We start from the raw sequence: 22,206 nt of genomic DNA, 5'->3' as shown, positions 1-22,206 counted from the left end.
GCGGTCTCCTCCTGTCCGTACGGGGCTTGCGTCGGATGGCTCTGGAATCAGATCTGGATGTCGACGAGGAACGGCCCGGGGTGCGACAGCATCCGACCCACGGCGGCGACCGCCTCGTCCGGCTTCTCCACCCGCATCCCGCCGGCGCCGAGCGACCGGGCCAGCCCGGCGAAGTCGATCTCGGGGTGGGAGAGGTCGAAGGAGCCCGGGAAGCCGTGCTCGGGGATGTCCCGCTCCCGCCAGTACTGGGCGATGTTGTCGTCCAGCAGCCGGTACTTGCGGTTGTTGCACACGACGAACTTGGCGTCGATGCCGTGCCGGGCCGCCGTCCACAGCGCCTGGTACGTGTACATGGACCCGCCGTCGCCCGCGAAGCCGACCACCAGCCGCTCGGGCCGGGCCAGCTTGGCCCCGACCGCGCCCGGGAAGCCCACGCCGAGCGAGCCGCCCCGGGTGAGGTGGTAGTCGCCGGGGCGTTCCGCCGGCAGGTACCGGGTGACCAGCGGCGAGGTGGTCAGCGCCTCGTCGAAGACGATCAGGTCCCCGCCGGTGCGCTCCGCCAAGGTCTTCAGGAAGACGGCCATCGGCGTGCCGTCGTCCGCGCCGGACCCCGCCGACCGGATCTCGCGGACCCGCTCCCGGGTCCGTACGTCCAGGCGTGCGGCGGCCGCCGCCCTGCGCTGCGGGCCGAGCCGCCGCTCCAGTACGCCGGCCAGCGCGCGCAGCGCCTGCTTGGGGTCCGCGGCCAGGCCCAGGTCCACCGGGTGGTTCTTGGCGATCTCGTAGGCGTTCAGGTCGATGTGGACGACCTTGGCGCCCGCCCTGAAGGGGCTCTCCAGCTCGGGGAAGACCTCCGGGAAGACGTAGGTGCCGACGATCAGCACCCCGTCGGCGTCCCCGACGAGCTCCTTGCTGTGCGGGCCGAACATGTGCCCGGTCTGGCCGCGTCGCAGCGGGTGCGAGGCCGCGATGTTCACCTCGGACGAGTCGACCTCGTACACGTCGGCGCCCAGCAGCTCGGCGACGGCGACGAGCTCCTTCTGTGCCCCGGAGAGCGCGACCCCGTCACCGACCAGGACGATCGGCCGCTCGGCGGAGGCGAGCAGCTCGGCCGCCCGCCCCACCGAGGCGGGCGAGGGCGACACGTCGGTGAGCACCTCCGTGGAGGGCAGGACGGGCTCGGAGTTGAGCTCGTCCAGCACGTCCATGGGCAGCGCCACGAACACCGGTCCGCGGGGCGGGGTGAGCGCGATCTTCACGGCGCGACGGACGGTGCGCAGCACGGACCGCGGGTCGGTGACCCGCGTCGCGTACTTGGTCACCGGCTTGGCCATCGCCACCAGATCGCAGGCCATCTGCGCGTCCATGGCGTCGTAGCGCACCCCGGCGTCACCGGCGACCACGACGAGCGGGGTGTGGCCGCGCAGCGACTGGTAGAGCATGCCGATGCCGTTGCCCAGGCCGACACCGGAGTGCAGTTGGAGCAGGGCCGCGCCGCCGGTCGCCCGGGCGTACCCGTCGGCGATGCCGGCGGCCACGGTCTCCTGGAGGGCGAGGACGTAACGGAAGTCCTCCGCCGCGTCCACCGCGTCGAGGAATCCCTGTTCCACCGTCCCCGGATTTCCGAACATCACCTTCAGGCCGTCGGCCTTGAACTGCTCGATCAGCCTTTCCCGTCCGGGAGTGGCTTCCATGAATTCCCCCTCTACTCTCCGATTTCCCTGTGCCCTCCGGGATCACCAGCCGTATCGGGTGAGACCGTCCTCCAGGACTTCCACGATCTTCTGCCCCGTGAGATAGGAATCGGGGGTGGAACGCCCGGTGACGAAGGGGAAGTCGACGATGACCGAGACCGGTTTGCCGAAATTCCCGTGGTAGGCGCCGCGCGGGCCCGTCGCGTCGCGCAGGATGTACTCCAGCGGATACGGCGGCGGCCCCATGTTGAAGTCGGTACCGAGGAATCCGGTGCCGTCCTTGTAGTCGTACTCCTTGCAGTGGCCGGTCACGTGCTTGCCCCGGATGATGCTCCCGCGGTCGCTCCAGTCGCGGGCGAAGGCCAGGCAGGCGACGCCGTAGCACTCGGCGGCGACGACCTTGCCGGCCTTGTGGAAGGCCAGGATCAGGGCGTGCACGCGTTCGTTGTTGGCGAGGTCCACGATGGGGCCGCTGCCCCCGACGACGAGGATCGCGTCGTACCCGGCGATGTCGGCGTCGAGCTTGTCCAGATCGCGGTGGTACTGCTCCAGCTTGGGCAGATAGCCCTCGTCGCTGGTGTACGGACGTTCGGGGACCCACGCCTCGATGTCGAGCGGCGAGTCGAGCCGGCTCGACTGCTCGAACTCCCGCCCCAGTCGGGCGTTCTCCTCGGTGGTGACCGAGCGTCCCAGCGGGGGGTCGATGTAGTTCGCGTCGAGGCTCGGCGGGAGAGCGTGCGCACGCTTTCCGGTCGGCGTGGCGAATATGACCTCATATCCCCGCTCATCGAACTTCGACACGGGGCCTATCAGTTCCTCGGCCCAGTAACCGTGTTCGGAGACAATGACCAGAATCTTTCTGCTCACGTATTCCTCCAGGCGCCGCCTGTTGTCGTTGGCGTCCCCCACACTGGCCGCGCCCAGGTGCTTCGTCAAAGCGCTGGTGTGCGACTTCGTGAGGTAGCGGGGCAGGTCGTGGCCGCACATCAGGAAGTCGTCCGCGGACGTCAGGAAGTAGCTTCAGGACTACCTGACTTCGGCCGAATCGATGAACCGTTCCGGTGGTGCCGCCCTATGGTCTGGACGCGCTGTGAATCACAGGCGTACGAGCCGCGCCACGAATCACCGACCGCACGAGCGACACCACAAGAGAGCGCACGGGCAAGAGCACGAGGAGAGGGACGGGGACGATGACGATGGACCTGTTGTGCACACACATCGATCAGATACGTCCGGTGAAACCCACGGCCGTGGGCTGCGAGGAGTGCCTCATCGCCGGCGACACCTGGGTGCACCTGCGGATGTGCCTCAGCTGCGGGCACGTCGGATGCTGCGACTCGTCGAGGAACCGTCACGCCACCCGGCACTACCGGACCACCGAGCACGCCATCGCGGCCTCCCACGAGCCCGGCGAGGACTGGGCCTGGTGCTACGCCGACCAACTGATGCTGGACCCGGCATGAGCGCGGCCCCGGAGAGTTCCGCCGCCACACCCGCCCCCTCGGCGGCCGCGGCCGCCGAACGCGCGGAGCACAAGAAGCCGGTCATCCTCGCCGTGGACGACGACCCGCAGGTGCTGCGCGCCGTCCGACGCGATCTGCGCAGCGCCTACGGCGACCGTTACCGGGTCCTCGGCGCCTCCTCGGCGGCCGACGCCCTGAAGATCCTGGACTCCCTCGACGAACGCGGCCACGACCCGGCGCTGTTCCTCGTGGACCAGCGCATGCCGGACGTGACCGGCGTCGAATTCCTGCTGGAGGCGGTCAGCCGCTTCCCGGACGCCCGCCGCGTGCTGCTGACGGCCTACGCGGAGACCGACGCCGCGATCACCGCCATCAACCGGGTCCGGCTGGACTACTACCTGCTCAAGCCCTGGGACCCGCCGCACGAGCGGCTCTTCCCGGTCCTGGACGACCTGCTGTCGGACTGGCTGGCCACCTACCGGCCGGCCTACGACGGGATCATCGTCGCCGGCCACCTGGTCTCCCCCGGGACCCACGCCGTCCGGGACTTCTTCACCCGCAACGGCCAACCGTTCCGCTTCCTCAACGTCGAGCGGGACCCCGAGGCGCTGACCCTGATCGCCGTCCAGCCAGACGGGGCGCTCCCCCTCGTCCGCTTCCCGGACGGGTCGGTCCTCTCGGCCCCGACCGACACCCAGCTCGCCCAGCGCCTGGGCCTGGCCACCACCGCCTCGCGCCCGCACTACGAGTGCGTCATCGTCGGGGCGGGCCCGGCTGGCCTCGCGGCGGGCGTCTACTCGGCCTCGGAGGGCCTGTCGACGCTCATGCTGGACTCCCGCGCCCCGGGCGGCCAGGCGGGCACGTCCAGCCTGATCGAGAACTACCTCGGCTTCCCCTCGGGCCTCTCGGGCGGCGACCTGACCCGCCGGGCCACCATCCAGGCCTCCCGGTTCGGCGCCGAGATCCTGCACCCCGTGGAGGTGGTCTCGCTGACACGGGACGACCCGGCCAAGATCCTCACCCTGGCCGACGGCACGGAGATCTCCGCCGAGACGGTGCTGCTGGCCACCGGGGTCTCGTACAACCGTCTCGACGCCCCCGGCGCGGACCGCTTCGAGGGGGCCGGCCTCTACTACGGCGCGGCCACCACGGAGAGCTCGGCCTGCATCTCGCAGCACGTGTTCATCGTCGGCGGGGCCAATTCGGCGGGCCAGGCCGCGGTGCACTTCGCCAAGTACGCCGCCCGCGTGACGATCCTGGTCCGCGCCGCGTCCCTGGACGCGAGCATGTCCCGCTACCTGATCGACGAGATCGACCGCACCCCGAACATCGAGGTGAAGGTCCGCACGACCGTGGTCTCCCTGGCCGGGGACGAACACCTGGAGCGCATCACCCTCCACGACGCGGACACCGGCGAGGACACCGAGATCCCGGCCCGCTTCATGTTCACCTTCATCGGCGCCCGCCCGCACACCGACTGGCTCGCGGGCGTCGTCGAGCGGGACGAGTACGGCTTCGTCCTCACCGGCTCGGACCTGATCTCGAACGGCGGCGAACTCCCGGCCGAGTGGAGCCTGGAGCGCGCCCCGTACCCGCTGGAGACGAGCGTCCCCGGCGTCTTCGCGGCCGGCGACGTCCGCGCCCACTCGGTGAAACGGGTCGCGTCGGGGGTGGGCGAGGGAGCGATGGCCGTCTCGCTGATCCACCGCTACCGCTCGATGGGCTGAGAGCGAACGCCGCAGCGTCAGCCTTGCGATCAAGGAAGCAACGGATGCAACGTTGATTACATGATTACAGCCGAACAGAGCGAACAGCTCCGCGCGTGGTTCGCCGAGCGCCTGCCGGTCGACGTCTACGAGTCCCTGGACTCGGTCACCCTCGACCGCGAGGAGATCACGGTCGTCGGGGTCATACCGGCGACCGAATCGGTCAAGGAATTCCGCGAACGCACCCGCGAACAGCGCATCGAGGTGGCCCGCGAGGCCGAAGAGCTGTACCGCAGGAAGGTCGCCTGGGGCGTGCGGGTGGGTGAGGAGACGACCCTCTTCACCCACCTCGCCGTCCCGGTGATGACCCGCCTGCGCCAGTCCGAACGCCAGGTCCTCGACACCCTGGTCGCCGGCGGCGTGGCCCGCAGCCGGGCCGACGCCCTCGCCTGGTGCGTCCGGCTCGTGGGCCGCAACACGGACGAGTGGCTGACCGAACTGCGCGACTCCCTGGACAAGGTCCAACGGGTCCGCGCCCAGGGCCCGGACGTGTCCGAACCGACCGACTCCATGAAGTCCGACTCCGAATGACGAATCCGCCCCACGGCGGCGCGTGATCGCGTAAGGCTGACGACGACCGACACCCAGGGAGAGGCACGCACCCATGACCACCACCGTCGAATACATCCGCTACCGGATCGCATTGGACGACCAGTCGGCCTTCGAGGACGCGTACGCCCGGGCCGCCGAGTCCCTGGCGGCCTCGCCCGAGTGCATCGACTACGAACTGGCCCGCTGCGAGGAGGAGAAGGAGCGCTACATCCTGCGGATCCGCTGGACCTCGATCGAGGACCACCTGGGCGGCTTCCGCAAGGGCGAGCACTTCCCGGCCTTCTTCAACGCGATCCGTCCGTACGTGACGGCCATCGAGGAGATGCAGCACTACCTCGTGACGGGCGTCGTGGGCCCGGGAAAGGCCGCCGAACAGCGATGAGCACCACACCCACCATCTACGAGTGGATGGGCGGAGCGGAGGCGATGAGCCGCCTCACGGACGCCTTCTACACCCACGCCCTGCAGGACGAGATCCTGGCCCCGGTCTTCGCCGGCATGGACTCGGAACACCCCCAGCACGTCGCGGTCTGGCTGGCCGAGGTCTTCGGCGGCCCCTCGGACTACACCGCCCACCACGGCGGCCACCAGCACATGGCCACCAAACACCTGGGCCGGGGCATCACCGAACAGCAGCGCCGCCGCTGGGTGGACCTGCTGATGGACACGGCCGACGAGGTCGGCCTCCCGACGGACCCGGAGTTCCGCGGCGTGTTCGCCTACTACATCGAGTGGGGCACCCGCATGGCCCTGATCTACTCGGGCCCCAACCCACCCCCGGTCGACGCGGCCGAGATCCCGGTCTGGTCCTGGGGCCGAACCCCACCCTGGATCCCGAAAACCCCGGAAGCCTGACCCCTGGGGGCAGGTCTCCCACCTGCCCCCAACACACTCAGCCCCGCCGGCGTTCGAGGCCCTCTGTCCGCCCCGCCGACCTCCGAGGCGCTGCCCTTCAGCCCCACCGGCGCGTGAGGCGCTCTTTCAGCCTCGCCGGCGTTCGAGGCGCGGGGGGGCGGAGCCCCGCTCTTTCAGCCTCGCCGGCGTTCGAGGCGCGGGGTCCGGGGCGGAGCCCCGGCAACCGGCCCGGACGGCCCGGCCTCGGCTTCGGCCTCGGCCAGCACAACCACCAGCTCCGGCCCACCCCCACGCTCCCGCCAGAAGGCCACCGCCTCCTCCAGCACCTCGACCAGCGTCTCCCACTCGCCCGGCCGCGCATCCGCGTACCCACGCCACGACGTCACCGCCACCAGCCACCCACCACCGCCCGGCACCGGCACCGGCACCGGCACCGGCAACCACGACAGGTCCCGCATCGCATCGGCCAGCGCGTCCCAGTTCCCGCCGACCCACTCCGGCAGCCGCAAGGCATCCCCGCAGCGCCGCATCAGCTCGGCCTTGCCGCGTACCCCGTCCAGGTCCAGCCGTACGGTCGTCCGACCCGCCGCTTCGGCGGCTTCGAGCGCCGGGGCGAGCGGCTGCGGGTCCAGGCTCATCGGAGAACCGCCTTGAAGGTGTCGTAGTGGTCGTCCGTGTAGTAGAACTCCCCACCCTCACCCGTCACGATCCGCCGGGCTCCGCGATCACGCTCTCCCGGCGTCCGCACGGTGTACTCGTGGTAGTAACCACGCTTCTGCCTGGGCAGGGCCTTCTCGAAGTTCCCGAAGACCGTGCCGTCCTGCCGATAGGGGTACGGCCCACCCTTGTCGATGAGTGCGAGCACGTCACGGGCCTGCTGCGGCAGCCCGTCGGCCCGAACGGTGGCCATCCCCTTCGCCCACCCCGGGACGGCAGAGGCGGACGCCGCCTCGGAGGCGCTCGCGCCCGAACTCGCACTGGCGGCGGCAGGCACGGGCTTCTGCCCGCCACACCCCACCGCACCGACCAGCGCGGCACACAGGAACAGAGCCCCCAGCAAACGCAGCAACGATCGGGGCACGTTCCGAAAGATCATGCACCGATCGTGCCAAATATCCGATTCGCTCGCGAATCGCCCGGTCGCCTCAGAGGGCGGCCATCTTGGTGTAGGGACTCAGGATTCGCTTCTGGACCGAACCGAAGTCGACGAGAACAGCGATCCCCTCCTCGATTCCGACGACACGGCCGAGGCCGTGCTCGTCGTGGGTAACCCGGTCGCCGACGTTGAACTGCCGGATGGGCTGCTCCACGGGGGCCTTGAACGGGCTGGACGGCAAATGGCGGCGAGGTACTGCTGACTTTGTCATTGGAACCAGTATGCGCCCCGGAGGCCGCCGCGCGGTCCGCCGTTCGGATCTCAATTCCAGCACCATCCGCACCGGCGGCGACCGCGCACGGCCGCCACGGCCCGTCCTGCCCGGTCAGACCGCGTCAGTCGTCCGGGTCGGCCCGGTCCAACGCCGGCCGCAGCCCTGGGGCCGACTCGGTGAGGAGGTAGTCGGCGACCGCCGTGTCCGTGACGAGACTGGTCACCAGCCCCGACCTCAACACGGCCCCGATCGCCGAGGCCTTGCGCAGCCCGCCCGCGATCGCCACGACCTCGGGGATCCGCCGCAGCCGGTCCGCCTCCACGGTGATGCACCGCTCGCCGAGGTCCCGGCCCACACGACGCCCCTCGGAGTCGAACAGGTGCGCGGACATCTCCGCCGCCACACCCAGCGAGGCGTAGTGCTCCCGCTCCTCGTCGGTCAGCATGTCGTGCACGGTCGAGATGCCCGGCTCCCACGAACCGATCGACACGGCCGCGACCGTCACCTTGTCGAAGTACTCGAAGGCGCGCGCGATCCCCGTCTGGCTGCGCAGCGCGGCCGCGGTCGCGGGGTCGGGCAGCAGCATCGGCGCGTAGATCGGGTGCGCGTCACCGCCCGAGACCTGGGCGGCCCGACGTACTGCCTCGACCGAACCGCGCTCGGCGGTCCCCGCGTCGTACACCCCGGTCAACTGCACCACGGTGCACTGCGGCAGCCGGTGCAGGGAGGCGGCCATGTGAATGGTCGACCGCCCCCACGCCAGGCCCAGTACGTCGCCCTCGTTGACGAGCTCGCCCAGCAGGTCGGCGGCGACCGCGCCCAGGTTCTCCGGGTCGGGCGCGTCCTCGGTGGCATCGGCGGGCGACTCCACGACGACGGCGTGCCGAAGCCCGTACCGGGCCCGGAGCGCGTCCGACCGCTCGGCGTCGAGCTCGGCCGGTACCCGGATCTCGATCCGTACGAGGTCCCGTTCGAGGGCGGTCTCCAGGACCCTGGCCACCTTGAAGCGGCTCACGCCGAACTCCTCGGCGATCTGGATCTTGGACTTGCCCTCCAGGTAGAAGCGGCGCGCCATGGCCGCCGCCTGCACCAGCTCCGCGGGTCCCATCCGCAGGGCTGACCGTCCCGCCGACATTGCAGACACCGCGCTCTCCTCACTGCTGTTCACACTCTCGACTCGCCGTTCATCCTGTCAGATCCGACGGCCGTTGATCAGCCTGGACAGCTCCCGTTCACCGAGCTGTTCATCAACCCTTGGTTCAGTGGTCGCAAGCCCACGGCGCTGCCGCGATCGCCGCACCCGCCTGCTCACGCAGCGTACGCACGGCGGTGGCGGGATCGACCGCTCCGTAGACCGCGCTGCCCGCCACGAAGACGTCCGCGCCGGCCTCGGCACAGCGCTCGATGGTCGAGGCCGAGACCCCGCCGTCCACCTGGAGCCACAGCTCCAGGCCGTGCTTGGAGATCAGCTCGCGGGTGCGGCGGATCTTGGGGAGCATGATGTCGAGAAAGGGCTGGCCGCCGAAGCCGGGCTCGACCGTCATGATCAGCAGCATGTCCAGCTCGGGGAGGATGTCCTCGTACTGTTCGATCGGCGTCGCGGGCTTGAGCGCCATGGAGGCGCGCGCTCCCTTGGCCCGGATCTCCCGCGCGAGCCGCACGGGCGCGGCGGCGGCCTCGGCGTGGAAGGTGACCGAGCCCGCCCCGGCCTCCACGTACTGGGGCGCCCAGCGGTCCGGGTTCTCGATCATCAGGTGAAGGTCCAGCGGGATGTCCGTGGCCCTGCTCAGAGATTCCACGATCGGCATTCCGAGGGTCAGGTTCGGGACGAAGTGGTTGTCCATCACGTCGACGTGCAGCCAGTCGGCCCCCTCGACGGCCTTCGCCTCCTCGGCGAGTCGGGCGAAGTCGGCGGACAGGATGCTGGGATAAATCTGAGCGGCCATGCCCCAAGCCTGCCATGCCCCCACCGGGTTCCGGCCACGACCCCGCAAGTCGCCCCACACACGACAGGACGGGACCCCCGACCGCGGGTGCAGCCGGGACGGGACGACGCACGAGCGCCCCGTGGGGTCATGATCCGGCCGCCGTGACCGACACCCTCGCCCGTCTTGTCGAGATCGCGCCGGCGCCGGGCGAGCCCCCTGCAGAAGGATGGGAGCGACGTCGAGCGCAGGCTCGGTGTGCGGCCGCCCGCCGACGTCGTCCGGGCACACCTCAACGGCCCCGGCCCGGCTAGGCCGTTCTCCTCAGCAGTGCCAGGTACATCGCGTCCGTGCCGTGCAGGTGGGGCCACAGCTGGACGTCCGGGCCGTCGCCCAGGGCCGGCACGCCCTGCATGAAGGGCCGTGCGTCGATCAGTTCCGCGGACACCGGGGAGTGGCCGGCGCCGCGGCCCTTCAGGACGTCGTCCACGACGACCCGCGTCTCCGCGAGGTGCGGCGAGCAGGTCGCGTAGCCCACGATGCCACCCACCCGCACCGCCGACAGCGCCTCGCGCAGCAGCCCGCGCTGGAGCGGCGCGAAGCCCTCCAGGTCCTCCGGGCGGCGGCGCCAGCGGGCCTCCGGGCGGCGGCGCAGCGCGCCCAGGCCCGAGCAGGGGACGTCCATCAGGACGCGGTCGAAGGATCCCGGCAGCCAGGCCGGGCGGGTGCCGTCGGCCGCGATGACCTGGTACGGGCCCGGGTTGCCCGCGAGCGAGCGCTCCACGAGCCGTGCCCGGTGCGGCTGCTTCTCCGAGGCCAGCAGGAACGCCCCGCGCTGCGCCGCGAGCGCCGCCAGCAGCGCCGCCTTGCCGCCGGGGCCCGCGCAGCCGTCCAGCCAGCGCTCGTCGCGGCCCTCGACCGGTGCGGCCGCAAGGGCCATGGCTACCAGCTGGCTGCCCTCGTCCTGCACGCCGGCGCGACCGTCGCGGACCGCCTCCAGCGCGCCCGGTTCGCCGCCCTCGGCCATGCGGACGGCGTACGGTGACCAGCGGCCCGGCAGGGCCGACTCCTCGCCGACCGCGTCCAGGAGTTCCTCCGGCGTGGACCGGCCGGGGCGGGCCACCAGGGTCACCTCGGGCCGTTCGTTGTCGGCCTCCAGCAGGTCCTCGATGCCCGCGCGCCCACCGCCCAGCGAGTCCCACAGGGCGCTGACGACCCACCTGGGGTGCGAGTGGTACACCGCGAGGTGCTCCTCGGCGTCCTCCTCGTACGGCGGTGCGACCCGCTCCAGCCAGCCGTCGAGGTCGTGCGCGGCGATCTTCCGCAGGACGGCGTTCACGAACTTGGCGCGCCCGTCCCCGAGCACCACGCGGGCCAGCTCCACGCTCGCCGAGACCGCCGCGTGGGTGGGGATGCGGGTGCCGAGCAGCTGGTGGGCGCCGAGCGAGAGCACGTCGAGCACCGGCGGGTCCACCTCCCGCAGCGGGCGGTCGATGCACGCCTTGATGACGGCGTCGTAGGTGCCCTGGCGGCGCAGCGTCCCGTAGACCAGCTCGGTGGCCAGCGCCGCGTCGCGCGCTTCGAACTTCTCGTCCTGGCGGGCCTTCTTGAGCAGCGGCGGCAGCACGAGGTTGGCGTAGGCGTCGCGTTCGTCCACCGCCCGCAGCACCTCGAAGGCCAGCATCCGGACGGGGTCCTTCTGGGGCCGACGGTACGGTTTGGCCTGCTTGCCACCGGCGCCTGCGGGGGCAGGCTTACGACGGGGCTGACGGGGCTGTTCGCTCACGTGAAAGGTGCTCCGGGGTTACGAGTTCTACGAGTGCTACGAGTTCGGCGACTTCTACGGGTCCTGCCGGCCCTGCTGGTCCTGCTGGTCCTGCTCGTCCGCGGGTGGGACGCGGGGGCGTCCGCGCGCGGACGCCTCCACCGATCAGCCTACGTCGGCTCCGCCGAGCCGCTCGCCGGGAGCGATCCTGACCCCGCGGGCCCAGTCGGCGGCCCGCATCGGCTTCTTGCCCTGCGGCTGCACCCACAGCAGTTCCACGGCGTGCGAGCCGGTGCCCACGTACACGTTGTTCTTGGCCGGGGAGAGCGCGCCCGGCTCCAGGTCGGTCCGGTCGGGCACCAGGCCCAGCGAGATCAGCTTGAGGCGTTCCCCGCGGAAGACGGTCCACGCGCCCGGCGCGGGCGTGCAGCCGCGGACCACGCGGTCGGCGCGCATCGCGGGGGCGGTCCAGTCGATCCGGGCGTCCTCCACCGTGATCTTGGGCGCGTGCGAGATCCCGTCGTGGGGCTGGGCGACGGCGCGCAGGGTGCCGTCCTCGATGCCGTCCATGGTGGCGGCGAGCAGTCCGGACCCGGCGAAGGCCAGCCGCGTGAGCAGGTCGCCGCTGGTGTCGGTGGGCCGGATCTCCTCGGTGAGGATGCCGTAGACCGGGCCGGTGTCCAGGCCTTCCTCGATGCGGAAGGTGGAAGCGCCGGTCACCTCGTCGCCCGCGATGATCGACTGCTGGACGGGCGCGGCTCCGCGCCATGCGGGCAGCAGCGAGAAGTGCAGGTTGACCCAGCCGTGCCGGGGGATGTCGAGGGCGCTCTTGGGGATCAGGGCCCCGTAGGCGACGACCGGGCAGCAGTCCGGGTCGATCTCGCGCAGCCGGGCCTGGAAGTCGGGGTCGCGGGGGCGGGCGGGCTTGAGCACCTCGATGCCCGCTTCCTCGGCGCGTTCGGCGACCGGGCTGGCGACGAGACGGCGGCCGCGACCGGCCGGTGCGTCGGGCCGGGTGATGACCGCGGCGACCTCGTGCCGCCCGGAGGCGATCAGGGCGTCCAGGGCGGGTACGGCGACCTCGGGGGTGCCTGCGAAGACGAGCTTCACTGGGGGACTACCTCGCTAATCTCGGCTGTCAGCAGCGCACCAGTCTATGGGGCGTCGGTCGGGCCGCCCACCTGTGGTGTTGAGGGGGCGTACGCACACGCGCACGCCCCTCGCATATGCCGACACGCCCCCACAGCGTGACCTGGGCGACGGGTGGCGCGTTGGTCAAGAGAGATTGACCAAAACGGGCCGCGTGCGAACGGTGTCTGCGGCCCGATCCGCCCTTCAGCACCGGTTCGAGAGGCTTCTTCATGGCCGACCACGCCACCCACGACGCTCAAGCCCGGGCCAGCCTGCACCTCCTGGTACGGGACATCGAGCGGGTTCGCCGGCAGGTGGATGCCCTGCGTACGCTCACGGCCCAGCTCGGCAACGTGTACCGCCCGCGCCGATCGGGTCCCTCCACCGGCTTCGTCGTCTACGGCCGGGCGCCCGCGCCGACCGTCCGCCTCGCGCAGGAGCTGCGGGACAGCGTCGAGACGCTGGTCACCGCGGCGGTGGACTTCGACCGCTCGCTCGGTTTCTCGTGGGACGCGGTCGGTTCGGCGCTCGGCGTCACCAAGCAGGCCGTGCACCGGCGCTACGGGGCCCGGCGGGCGCAGTCCGCCGAGTCCGCGGAGCCGCTGGCCGAGGGGACGACGACCACCACCACCCGGACGATGGGGCCGCTGCCGACCGTCCCGGCGGCCCGCTCGATGCCGCCGCAGCCGGTACGCGAGGAGGCCCAGGCGGCCGCCGCCGGGGGTGTCACGGGCCCGAGGCTCGGAGAGGTTCCCCGCTCCCCCGCCTTCCCCGGTCCGCGCAACGGCTGACGGCCGTCCTGCCGCCGGGACGCCGACACCCGACGGCCGGCGGGCCCTGCGCGCCGCATCCGATTCCGCCCCCGGTGGGACGACCGTACGGGTCGCCCCACCGGGGGTTTCGGCGTTCGGCCCCGGCCACCCGCGCCCGCCCACCCGAGCACAGGGTCGGCGTGGCGGCGTGGCGGCGTCAGCCGATGTCGGGCGGGTCGATGCGGACCCGGACGGCCTCCGCCGCCGGAACCCCCTTCGCCAGCCGGGCCGCCTGCGCCTTCTTCAGTGCGGTCGCGAGGGCGGCTCCGCTGCCCGGCGGTACCCGGACCAGCGCCCGCTCCCCGGGGGACGGTTCCCCGCGCCGCCCCGGGAGCGGTACGGGTCCCAGGATCTCCGCGTCGGGCGGCAGGCCGGCTCCGGCCAGGAAGGCCTCCACCGCCTCGCCCCGACCGGCCACCGCCGCCATCCGGGACACCGGCGGGAAGCCGAGCTGGGACCGCTCCGCGAGTTCCCGTACGGCGTGCCCCACCGGGTCCCAGCGGACGAGCGCCTGGACGGGCCGCAGCGTCGGCTCGGCGACCACCACGACCTGCCCGTCGCCGCGGACCAGGGAGGCGGCCGCGATCCACCGCCGGAGCGCGTCCTCGCCGGCCCGCAGGTCGGGCCGGCTCAGCATGGCCCAGCCGTCGAGGAGCAGCGCGGCCGCGTACCCGGCGCCCGCCGCCACCGGTTCGGCGCCCGGGGTGCAGACCACGAGCGCGGGCCGGTCGGGTACCTCGTCGAGGACGTGGTCGCGCCCGGAGGTCCGTACGGCGACGGCCGGGAAGGCGCGGCCCAGTTCCTCGGCGGTGCGTCGGGCGCCGACCACCTGCGCCCGGAGCCGGAACGATCCGCATTCCTCGCAGTGCCAGGACGGCTCGCCGCGCCCGCACCACCCGCACGTCAGGTCCCGCTCGTCGGGGGCTTCCAGCGGCCCGGCGCAGACCGTGCAGCGGGCGGGGGTGCGGCACCGCTCGCACGCCAGCCGGGGCACATAGCCCCGCCGCGGTACCTGGACCAGGACGGGCCCGGTCTTCAGCCCTTCCCGGACGGTCTCCCAGGCCAGGCTCGGCAGGCGCGCCGCGCGGGCGGCCTCGTCGCGGGCGAGCAGCTCGTCCCCGACGGTCCGGATCCGGGGCGCGCAGGCCCGTACGGTCTCGCGGTCGGCGATCAGGGGCCTCGCCCAGCCGGACTCGACCAGTTGGGCGGCCTCCACGGTGCAGCTGGTGCTGCCGGCGAGGAAGCCGCAGCCGTCGCCCACGGCGCGCAGTTCCAGTACCTCCCGGACGTGCGGGAAGGGGGCGTTGTCGTCGCTGTGGCTGGAGTCGCCGTCGTCCCAGACGGCGACCAGCCCGAGGTCCCGTACGGGGGCGAACATGGCGGCCCGGGTGCCGATGACGGCCCGTACGGAGCCGCGGTGCACGGCGAGCCATTGGCGGTAGCGCTTCTCGGGTCCCGATTCGGCGGTGAGCAGGGCGTGCCGGCCCTCGCCGAGCAGGGCGGTCAGGGCGGCGTCGACGCGGGCGGCGGTCCGTCCGTCGGGGAGCACGGCGAGGGCGCCGCGCCCGGAGGCCAGGGTGGCGGCCATGGCGCGGGCGAGTTCGTCGGCCCAGCCGGGGCCGGGCAGGGCGGTCCAGACGGCGCGCGGGCTGCCACCGGTGGCGAGGGCGCGCAGGAACCCGGGGCCGGCGCCGTACCGCTCCCAGCCGGCGGGCTCGGGGGCGGCGGGTGGCGGTAGGGGTTCCGGTGAGGGCTTGGCCTCGGCGCGGGCGCTCCGCGCGGGCAGGGCGAGCTGGAGCACGTCGGCGAGGCTGCCCGCGTAGCGGTCGGCGACGGCCCGGGCGAGGGCGAGCAACCGGGGGCTGAGGACCACCTCGGGCGAGACGACGTGGGCGAGGGCGGCCAGTGCGCCCTCGTAGTCGGATTCGGCGCGGCGTTCCACGATGAAGCCGTCGATGAGGCCGCCGCCCTCGCGGCGGCCGCCGTGCACATGGTGGGAGCCGGCGCCGAACCGGACGCGGACGCGGACGCCGGGTTGGGCGGCCTCGGAGAGCTCTTCGGGGACGGCGTAGTCGAAGGTCCGGTCGAGGTGGAGCACGCCCTTGTTCACCAGGACGCGGGCGACGGGCAGCTCGGCGGCGAGGGCGGCCCCGCGCCAGGTGCGCGGCTTCGCCTTGGGCGCCTTGGCCTTCGCCTCGGCGACGATGTCCCGGATCAGTGCGAGCTGCTCCGGCGGGCCCCCCGCCTCGGTTTCGCTCTCGCCGTTGTCGCTGCTCACAGCAGCATTCTTACAAACGGCACCGACAGGGGGCGCTCTCCCGAGATCGAGGCGGGCGGGCGGTGGTGGTGGTGGAACCGTCCTTCGACGCCGGGCTCGCGCCCGACTCCAGATGAAGCCGCCATCCGGCGCACCGGGAGAGCAGGAAAAAACATAGGCATGCGTGCGCCGGTCGATCAACGCGGTACGGCCCCGGACCGATGGAGGTCCGGGGCCGTACGGGTCCGCCGTGGGGCGGGGTGTGCTTACAGGCCGGCGGCCGCGCGCAGCGCGTCCACGCGGTCGGTGCGCTCCCAGGTGAAGTCCGGCAGCTCGCGGCCGAAGTGGCCGTAGGCGGCGGTCTGGGCGTAGATCGGGCGCAGCAGGTCGAGGTCGCGGATGATCGCGGCCGGGCGGAGGTCGAAGACCTCGCCGATCGCGTCCTCGATCTTCTGCGTCTCGACCTTGGCGGTGCCGAAGGTCTCGACGAAGAGGCCGACGGGCTCGGCCTTGCCGATGGCGTACGCGACCTGGACCTCGCAGCGCGAGGCGAGGCCGGCGGCGACCACGTTCTTGGCGACCCAGCGCATGGCGTAGGCGGCGGAACGGTCGACCTTCGACGGGTCCTTGCCGGAGAAGGCGCCGCCACCGTGGCGGGCCATGCCGCCGTAGGTGTCGATGATGATCTTGCGGCCGGTGAGGCCGGCGTCGCCCATCGGGCCGCCGATCTCGAAGCGGCCGGTCGGGTTCACCAGGAGGCGGTAGCCCTCGGTGTCGAGCTTGATGCCGTCCTCGACGAGCTGGGCCAGGACGTGCTCGACGACGAACTCGCGGATGTCGGGAGCGAGCAGCGAGTCGAGGTCGATGTCCGAGGCGTGCTGCGAGGAGACCACGACGGTGTCGAGGCGGACGGCCTTGTCGCCGTCGTACTCGATGGTGACCTGGGTCTTGCCGTCGGGGCGCAGGTACGGGATGGTCCCGTTCTTGCGGACCTCGGAGAGCCGGCGGGACAGGCGGTGCGCGATGTGGATCGGCAGCGGCATGAGCTCGGGGGTCTCGTCGCAGGCGTAGCCGAACATCAGGCCCTGGTCGCCGGCGCCCTGCTTGTCGAGCTCGTCCTCGTCGCCCTCGACGCGCTTCTCGTAGGCGGTGTCGACGCCCTGCGCGATGTCCGGGGACTGGGCGCCGATGGACACCGAGACGCCGCAGGAGGCGCCGTCGAAGCCCTTCTTCGAGGAGTCGTAGCCGATTTCGAGGATCTTGTCCCGGACGAGCTGCGCGATCGGCGCGTAGGCCTTCGTCGTCACCTCTCCCGCGATGTGCACGAGACCCGTGGTGATGAGGGTTTCCACGGCGACGCGCGAGGTCGGGTCCTCGGTGAGGAGCGCGTCGAGGATCGTGTCGCTGATCTGGTCAGCGATCTTGTCGGGGTGGCCCTCGGTGACGGACTCCGAGGTGAACAGACGACGGGACACAACGCTCCCTGGGGTTGCAGCGGCTGCTGGCTGATCATTTGGCGGAACCACATCGGGGGCTGCGCCCGATCACGTTCCGGATGCAGTTTATCGGTCGCCACCGTTTCCTGGACCACCCGTCTCGCCTTATGGGAGCCGTGTGACCTGCGGCACTCCCATTCTTACGCACGGAAGTGGCCTGGAGAAGGGGAATCGACTCAGGCGCGTCGCGGCTGGAGCCGGACCGCCACCTGGTCCCAAATGACCTCGGCCAGGGCTTCCTTCGGACCATAGGGCACCTGAGTCTCAGAACCATCAGAGGCCAGGATGACCGCTTCGTTCTCCTCAGAACCAAAGGTTCGAGCCTCGCCGACCTCATTCACGACGAGAAGGTCACATCCCTTGCGGGCGAGCTTGGCCCGGCCGTTCGCGAGGACGTCGTCGGTCTCCGCGGCGAATCCCACGACCACCTGCCCGGCCCTGGCGCGATCGGCCGAGATCTCCGCGAGGACGTCCGGATTGCGTACGAGCGCCACGGGCGCCGGGTCCTGCCCGTCCTTCTTCTTGATCTTTCCACCGGCGTACTCGGCGGGCCGGAAGTCGGCGACGGCCGCGGCCATGACCACGACGTCGGCGTCCGCGGCGGCCTTGAGCACGGCCTCCCGCAGCTGCACGGCCGTCCCCACCCGTACGACGTCCACCCCGGCCGGGTCGGCCAGCGCGGTGTTGGCCGAGACCAGGGTGACCCGGGCCCCGCGGGCCACGGCGGTGCGGGCGAGGGCGTAGCCCTGCTTGCCGGAGGAGCGATTGCCGAGAAAGCGGACGGGGTCCAGCGGCTCCCGGGTACCGCCGGCGCTGATCACCACGTGCCGCCCGGCGAGGTCGGGCTCGGCCACCCCGCGGGCCAGCACCCGACGACAGACCTCGAAGATCTCCTCGGGGTCGGGCAGCCGCCCCTTGCCGGTGTCCTTGCCGGTGAGCCGGCCGACGGCGGGCTCGATGACGAGCGCGCCGCGCCGGCGCAGTGTGGCCACGTTCTCCTGGGTGGCGGGGTGCTCCCACATCTCGGTGTGCATGGCGGGGGCGAAGACCACGGGGCAGCGGGCGGTGAGCAGGGTGTTCGTCAGCAGGTCGTCGGCGAGCCCGTGGGCGGCCTTGGCCAGCATGTCGGCGGTGGCGGGGGCGACGACGACGAGGTCGGCGGACTGCCCGATGCGCACGTGCGGCACCTCGTGGACGGACTCCCAGACCTCGGTGGAGGCCGGGTTCCCGGAGAGGGCGGACCAGGTGGCCTCCCCCACGAAGTTCAGGGAGGCCGCGGTGGGCACCACCCGAACGTCGTGGCCGGACTCGGTCAGTCGGCGCAGCAGCTCGCACGCCTTGTAGGCGGCGATCCCGCCACTGACCCCCAGTACGACCTTCGGCTTGTCCACCACGCACTTCCCTTCTCGGTGTCCGACGCGGCCGACGCCTCGGCTCTGATCGTCGTCGTACCCACCCATGACACACCACAGGCCCGGCAGATGTTCTGCCGGGCCTGTGATGAAAGGACTTCTCGTGCCTTACTGGGCCGGGGCCTCGATGGCCTCGGAGGTCAGCAGACCCGCGTTGATCTCGCGCAGCGCGATCGAAAGCGGCTTCTCGTGGACGTGGGTGTCCACCAGCGGGCCGACGTACTCGAGCAGGCCCTCACCGAGCTGCGAGTAGTACGCGTTGATCTGACGCGCGCGCTTGGCCGCGTAGATCACGAGGCTGTACTTCGAGTCCGTGGCCTCGAGCAGCTCGTCGATCGGCGGGTTGATGATGCCCTCGGGCGCAGTGATGGAAGAGGACACGCTCTACCTTCCGAAGATGGGTGAAAGATTGGGCCGTCCTGGAATCGACCGAATCAAAAAAACGATCAACGATCAGACAACTGCCATCAAGGCTAGCAGCTCACGCGCCACGTCCTCGACGGAGGTGTTGACCAGGGTGGTGTCGAACTCGGACTCGGCAGCGAGCTCGATCTTGGCGGCGGCGAGCCGACGCTCGATGACCTCCGCCGATTCGGTGCCCCGCCCGGTCAGCCGGCGGACCAGCTCGTCCCAGCTGGGCGGTGCCAGGAAGACCAGCTGGGCGTCGGGCTTGGACTCGCGGACGAGTCGCGCGCCCTGGAGATCGATCTCCAGCAGTACCGGCTCGCCGTTGTCCAGGCGTTCCAGCACCGCGCCGCGGGGTGTGCCGTAGCGGTTGCCCGCGAACTCGGCCCACTCCAGCAGCTCGCCGTTGGCGATCAGCTTGTCGAACTCGTCGTCATTGACGAAGAAGTAGTGGACTCCGTGTCGCTCACCGGGCCGCGGCTTGCGGGTGGTGGCCGACACCGAGAGCCATACCTCGGGGTGAACCTTGCGCATATGCGCGACGACCGTGCTCTTGCCGACCCCTGAAGGGCCGGAGAGCACGGTCAGCCGCGGACGAACCTCTGCTGCCATAGAGCGATTATCCAGCTTCTCAGGACTGCCTGAGAACGCCGGGAGAACTTCAGTCGACGCCTCAGGCGCCGGTGCTGCCGAACTCGCGCTCCAGAGAGGCGATCTGGTTGGAACCGAGACCTCGGACACGCCGGGACTCGGAGATGCCGAGACGCTCCATGATCTGCTTGGCGCGCACCTTGCCCACGCCAGGCAGAGACTCCAGCAGGGCGGAGACCTTCATCTTGCCGATGACGTCGTTCTCCTGGCCCGTCTTGATGACCTCTTGGAGCGAGGCGCCGGAGTGCTTGAGTCGATTCTTCACCTCGGCCCGCTCCCGGCGAGCCGCGGCGGCCTTTTCGAGCGCGGCTGCGCGCTGTTCAGGGGTAAGGGGCGGAAGAGCCACGCCTACGTCACCTCGGATGTCGAACTGTCGGATACGGACCGGTGGGTAACCCTGAAGGCAACACACCTCGCGAGCTCCCGAACAGCGATGGAACTCGTTCGCTGCACGTTCACTCTGGTCGGAGACTAGCGGCCAACACCGCTCCAGTCAGCGAGAACGGACGAAAAGTCCTGGTCAGCCTCCACTGAACCGTACATCACGGACAAAATACCCCGGTTTTGTCCGATGAAGAGCGTTCGAGTTTCGCCAAGAAGAGCGAGAGGCCGGCCCGCGCGGGTGCGGCCGGCCTCTCGAAGTGACCGATTACGCGGTGACGGCCTCGTGGATCTCGTCGGCGAAGCGCCGCGCCGCGTCGCGCAGGGCGGTCACGTCCGGACCGTGCTTCAGGACCCCTCGCGAGACGTTCGGGACGACGTTGCGCACGGCCTTGCCGAACACGCCCGGCAGGTCCGCCGCCGTCGCGCCCTGCGCGCCGATGCCGGGAGCCAGCAGCGGCCCGTTGATGTCCAGGTCGAAGGAGGACAGATCGCCCAGGGTGGCGCCGACCACCGCGCCGAAGGAGCCCATGGGGGCGGCGTCCGCGTTCTCGGCCGCCAGGTGCGCCAGCATCGTCGCGCCGATCGTCCGGCCGTCCTCGCGGACCGCCCGCTGTACCTCCGCACCTTCCGGGTTCGAGGTCAGCGCCAGGACGAACAGGCCGGCGCCCGACTCCCGGGCCAGGTCCACGGCCGGCTTCAGCGAGCCGTAGCCCAGGTACGGGGAGACCGTCAGCGCGTCCGAGAACAGCGGCGAGGTCGGGTCCAGGAAGGCCGAGGCGTACGCCGCCATGGTCGAGCCGATGTCGCCGCGCTTGGCGTCCATGACCACCAGGGTCCCGGCCGACCGGGCGTCCGCGACGGCCCGCTCCAGGACGGCCACGCCCTTCGAGCCGAACCGCTCGAAGAAGGCCGCCTGCGGCTTGAAGACCGCCACCGACTCGGCGAGCGCCTCGACGACCGTACGGGAGAACCGCTCCAGGCCCGCGATGTCGTCCTGGAGGCCCCACTGGGCCAGCAGGGCGGCGTGCGGGTCGATGCCCACGCACAGCGGGCCCCGGGAGTCCATCGCCGCGCGCAGGCGGGTGCCGAACGGGGTCACAGTCACTTGGAGGCCTTTCGGGTCTCGGCGCCCACCGCTTCGGCGAGCGTCGCGTACGGGCTGGCGGCCAGGCGCGCGGCGAGGCCCTTGTGGATGGCGCGGGCGTAGAACGGGCCCTCGTAGATGAAGGCGCTGTAGCCCTGGATCAGCGTGGCACCGGCCAGGATCCGCTGCCAGGCGTCCTCGGCGTTCTCGATGCCGCCGACCCCGACCAGGACCAGGCGGTCCCCCACACGGGCGTACAGGCGGCGCAGGACCTCCAGGGAGCGCTCCTTGACGGGGGCGCCGGAGAGCCCACCGGTCTCCTTCACCAGGGCCGGGGAGGACTTCAGGCCCAGCCCCTCGCGGGCGATGGTGGTGTTCGTGGCGATGATGCCGTCCAGACCCAGCTCCAGGGCCAGGTCGGCGACCGCGTCGACGTCCTCGTCCGCGAGGTCGGGGGCGATCTTGACGAGCAGCGGTACCCGGCGGTCGGTCACCGTGCGGTCGGCGGCCTCGCGCACGGCCGTCAGCAGCGGCCGCAGCGACTCGGTGGCCTGGAGGTTGCGCAGGCCCGGGGTGTTCGGGGAGGAGACGTTCACCACGAGGTAGTCGGCGTGCCGGGCGAGACGCTCGGTGGAGGTGACGTAGTCCCCCACGGCCTCCTCCTCGGGCACGACCTTGGTCTTGCCGATGTTGACGCCGACGATCGTCCTGAAGACCGCCTCACGGGCCGCCAGGCGGGCCGCCACGGCCGCCGAGCCCTCGTTGTTGAAGCCCATCCGGTTGATCAGCGCGCGGTCCGGCACGAGGCGGAAGAGGCGCTTCTTGGGGTTGCCGGGCTGCCCCTCGGCCGTGACCGTGCCGATCTCGATGTGGTCGAAGCCGAGCATCGACATGCCGTCGATGGCGACGGCGTTCTTGTCGAAGCCCGCGGCGAGGCCGAAGGGGCCGTGCATGCGCAGGCCGAGGGCCTCGGTGCGCAGCTCCTCGTAGCGCGGGGCCAGGGCGGCCGCGACGAAGGTGCGCAGCACGGGCGTGCGGGCCGCCAGGCGGATCCAGCGGAAGGCCAGGTAGTGGGCCTGCTCCGGGTCCATCCGCTTGAAGAACAGATTGAAAAACGTTTTGTACATCGTCGGAAAATCCCTCTGCGCTCGTGAAGAGGGGGACACCCGTCGTGAAACCGGTGT

At 71.5% G+C, this 22,206-nt stretch carries 23 protein-coding genes; 6 read left to right on the top strand and 17 right to left on the bottom strand.

Features of this window, described 5'->3' with window-relative positions; all coding sequences use genetic code 11:
• Nucleotides 1-47 precede the first annotated feature (47 nt).
• Both ACWG52_RS30440 and ACWG52_RS30435 read right to left on the bottom strand, forming a co-directional pair.
• A complete protein-coding gene (locus ACWG52_RS30440) occupies nucleotides 48-1,694 on the bottom strand; it encodes a thiamine pyrophosphate-binding protein (RefSeq protein WP_390140436.1) in 1,647 nt (548 codons plus the stop codon).
• Between the two features lie 42 nt (nucleotides 1,695-1,736).
• On the bottom strand, nucleotides 1,737-2,561 hold the full coding sequence (locus tag ACWG52_RS30435; RefSeq protein WP_033226149.1) for a type 1 glutamine amidotransferase domain-containing protein: 825 nt from the start codon (nucleotides 2,559-2,561) through the stop codon (nucleotides 1,737-1,739).
• A gap of 329 nt (nucleotides 2,562-2,890) precedes the next feature.
• Here ACWG52_RS30435 and ACWG52_RS30430 point away from each other — a divergent pair, with 329 nt between their 5' ends.
• From ACWG52_RS30430 to ACWG52_RS30410, 5 genes are all read left to right on the top strand, one after another.
• Nucleotides 2,891-3,157, top strand: coding sequence for a UBP-type zinc finger domain-containing protein (locus ACWG52_RS30430; RefSeq protein WP_033226151.1), 267 nt, complete (start codon nucleotides 2,891-2,893; stop codon nucleotides 3,155-3,157).
• Nucleotides 3,154-4,884: an FAD-dependent oxidoreductase gene (locus tag ACWG52_RS30425; RefSeq protein WP_389812782.1), complete on the top strand. Its 1,731-nt coding sequence runs from the start codon at nucleotides 3,154-3,156 to the stop codon at nucleotides 4,882-4,884. Before ACWG52_RS30430 ends, ACWG52_RS30425 begins: the two co-directional genes overlap by 4 nt.
• Nucleotides 4,885-4,944: 60 nt before the next feature.
• Nucleotides 4,945-5,454, top strand: coding sequence for a hypothetical protein (locus tag ACWG52_RS30420; RefSeq protein WP_389812785.1), 510 nt, complete (start codon nucleotides 4,945-4,947; stop codon nucleotides 5,452-5,454).
• Between the two features lie 73 nt (nucleotides 5,455-5,527).
• Entirely contained in the window at nucleotides 5,528-5,857 is a 330-nt protein-coding gene (locus ACWG52_RS30415; protein ID WP_033226123.1) for a putative quinol monooxygenase, read from the top strand.
• The gene (locus ACWG52_RS30410) at nucleotides 5,854-6,330 is read left to right on the top strand and encodes a group II truncated hemoglobin (RefSeq protein ID WP_389812788.1); all 477 of its coding nucleotides are present in this window, start codon (nucleotides 5,854-5,856) and stop codon (nucleotides 6,328-6,330) included. The genes ACWG52_RS30415 and ACWG52_RS30410 overlap by 4 nt, the downstream gene beginning before the upstream one ends.
• 173 nt (nucleotides 6,331-6,503) lie before the next feature.
• Here ACWG52_RS30410 and ACWG52_RS30405 read toward each other — a convergent pair whose 3' ends face one another.
• From ACWG52_RS30405 to fmt, 7 genes are all read right to left on the bottom strand, one after another.
• Entirely contained in the window at nucleotides 6,504-6,968 is a 465-nt protein-coding gene (locus ACWG52_RS30405) for a barstar family protein (protein ID WP_453126482.1), read from the bottom strand.
• Nucleotides 6,965-7,426 (bottom strand): ribonuclease domain-containing protein, encoded by a 462-nt coding sequence (locus ACWG52_RS30400; RefSeq protein ID WP_389818362.1) that lies wholly within the window; start codon nucleotides 7,424-7,426, stop codon nucleotides 6,965-6,967. The genes ACWG52_RS30405 and ACWG52_RS30400 overlap by 4 nt, the downstream gene beginning before the upstream one ends.
• A 49-nt stretch (nucleotides 7,427-7,475) precedes the next feature.
• Nucleotides 7,476-7,697 carry a CarD family transcriptional regulator gene (locus ACWG52_RS30395; RefSeq protein ID WP_030012151.1) on the bottom strand — a complete coding sequence of 74 codons (222 nt, stop codon included), beginning with the start codon at nucleotides 7,695-7,697 and terminating at the stop codon, nucleotides 7,476-7,478.
• A 124-nt stretch (nucleotides 7,698-7,821) separates the two neighbouring features.
• Nucleotides 7,822-8,835 (bottom strand): sugar-binding transcriptional regulator, encoded by a 1,014-nt coding sequence (locus tag ACWG52_RS30390; RefSeq protein ID WP_030729529.1) that lies wholly within the window; start codon nucleotides 8,833-8,835, stop codon nucleotides 7,822-7,824.
• 124 nt (nucleotides 8,836-8,959) lie between these two features.
• On the bottom strand, nucleotides 8,960-9,646 hold the full coding sequence (gene rpe / locus ACWG52_RS30385; protein ID WP_030729526.1) for a ribulose-phosphate 3-epimerase: 687 nt from the start codon (nucleotides 9,644-9,646) through the stop codon (nucleotides 8,960-8,962).
• Nucleotides 9,647-9,935: 289 nt separating this feature from the next.
• A complete protein-coding gene (locus tag ACWG52_RS30380; RefSeq protein ID WP_389818356.1) occupies nucleotides 9,936-11,411 on the bottom strand; it encodes an RsmB/NOP family class I SAM-dependent RNA methyltransferase in 1,476 nt (491 codons plus the stop codon).
• A gap of 144 nt (nucleotides 11,412-11,555) precedes the next feature.
• Nucleotides 11,556-12,500 (bottom strand): methionyl-tRNA formyltransferase, encoded by a 945-nt coding sequence (gene fmt / locus ACWG52_RS30375; RefSeq protein ID WP_389818353.1) that lies wholly within the window; start codon nucleotides 12,498-12,500, stop codon nucleotides 11,556-11,558.
• 251 nt (nucleotides 12,501-12,751) lie between these two features.
• Between fmt and ACWG52_RS30370 the strand changes: the two genes are divergently transcribed.
• Entirely contained in the window at nucleotides 12,752-13,312 is a 561-nt protein-coding gene (locus tag ACWG52_RS30370) for a hypothetical protein (protein WP_389818349.1), read from the top strand.
• Between the two features lie 178 nt (nucleotides 13,313-13,490).
• Here ACWG52_RS30370 and ACWG52_RS30365 read toward each other — a convergent pair whose 3' ends face one another.
• From ACWG52_RS30365 to ACWG52_RS30330, 8 genes are all read right to left on the bottom strand, one after another.
• Nucleotides 13,491-15,611, bottom strand: a complete 2,121-nt coding sequence (locus ACWG52_RS30365; RefSeq protein WP_389818346.1) for a primosomal protein N' — start codon at nucleotides 15,609-15,611, stop codon at nucleotides 13,491-13,493.
• A gap of 245 nt (nucleotides 15,612-15,856) precedes the next feature.
• A complete protein-coding gene (metK, locus tag ACWG52_RS30360) occupies nucleotides 15,857-17,065 on the bottom strand; it encodes a methionine adenosyltransferase (protein WP_030656249.1) in 1,209 nt (402 codons plus the stop codon).
• A 197-nt stretch (nucleotides 17,066-17,262) separates the two neighbouring features.
• Nucleotides 17,263-18,477, bottom strand: coding sequence for a bifunctional phosphopantothenoylcysteine decarboxylase/phosphopantothenate--cysteine ligase CoaBC (coaBC, locus tag ACWG52_RS30355; protein ID WP_389815137.1), 1,215 nt, complete (start codon nucleotides 18,475-18,477; stop codon nucleotides 17,263-17,265).
• A 129-nt stretch (nucleotides 18,478-18,606) separates the two neighbouring features.
• Nucleotides 18,607-18,879, bottom strand: coding sequence for a DNA-directed RNA polymerase subunit omega (rpoZ, locus tag ACWG52_RS30350; RefSeq protein ID WP_004948662.1), 273 nt, complete (start codon nucleotides 18,877-18,879; stop codon nucleotides 18,607-18,609).
• A 72-nt stretch (nucleotides 18,880-18,951) separates the two neighbouring features.
• Entirely contained in the window at nucleotides 18,952-19,515 is a 564-nt protein-coding gene (gene gmk, locus ACWG52_RS30345) for a guanylate kinase (protein ID WP_030008745.1), read from the bottom strand.
• Between the two features lie 61 nt (nucleotides 19,516-19,576).
• Complete coding sequence (locus ACWG52_RS30340) at nucleotides 19,577-19,900, bottom strand: integration host factor (protein WP_030008746.1); 324 nt, start codon at nucleotides 19,898-19,900, stop codon at nucleotides 19,577-19,579.
• A 303-nt stretch (nucleotides 19,901-20,203) separates the two neighbouring features.
• Nucleotides 20,204-21,043 (bottom strand): orotidine-5'-phosphate decarboxylase, encoded by an 840-nt coding sequence (gene pyrF, locus ACWG52_RS30335; RefSeq protein ID WP_389815112.1) that lies wholly within the window; start codon nucleotides 21,041-21,043, stop codon nucleotides 20,204-20,206.
• Nucleotides 21,040-22,149 (bottom strand): quinone-dependent dihydroorotate dehydrogenase, encoded by a 1,110-nt coding sequence (locus ACWG52_RS30330; protein ID WP_453126476.1) that lies wholly within the window; start codon nucleotides 22,147-22,149, stop codon nucleotides 21,040-21,042. Before ACWG52_RS30330 ends, pyrF begins: the two co-directional genes overlap by 4 nt.
• Between the last annotated feature and the right edge of the window lie 57 nt (nucleotides 22,150-22,206).

It is taken from the genome of Streptomyces sp. CLCI03, assembly GCF_053615355.1.
The sequence above is the reverse complement of the archived record's forward strand: the minus strand, read 5'-3'. Positions and strand labels throughout refer to the sequence as shown.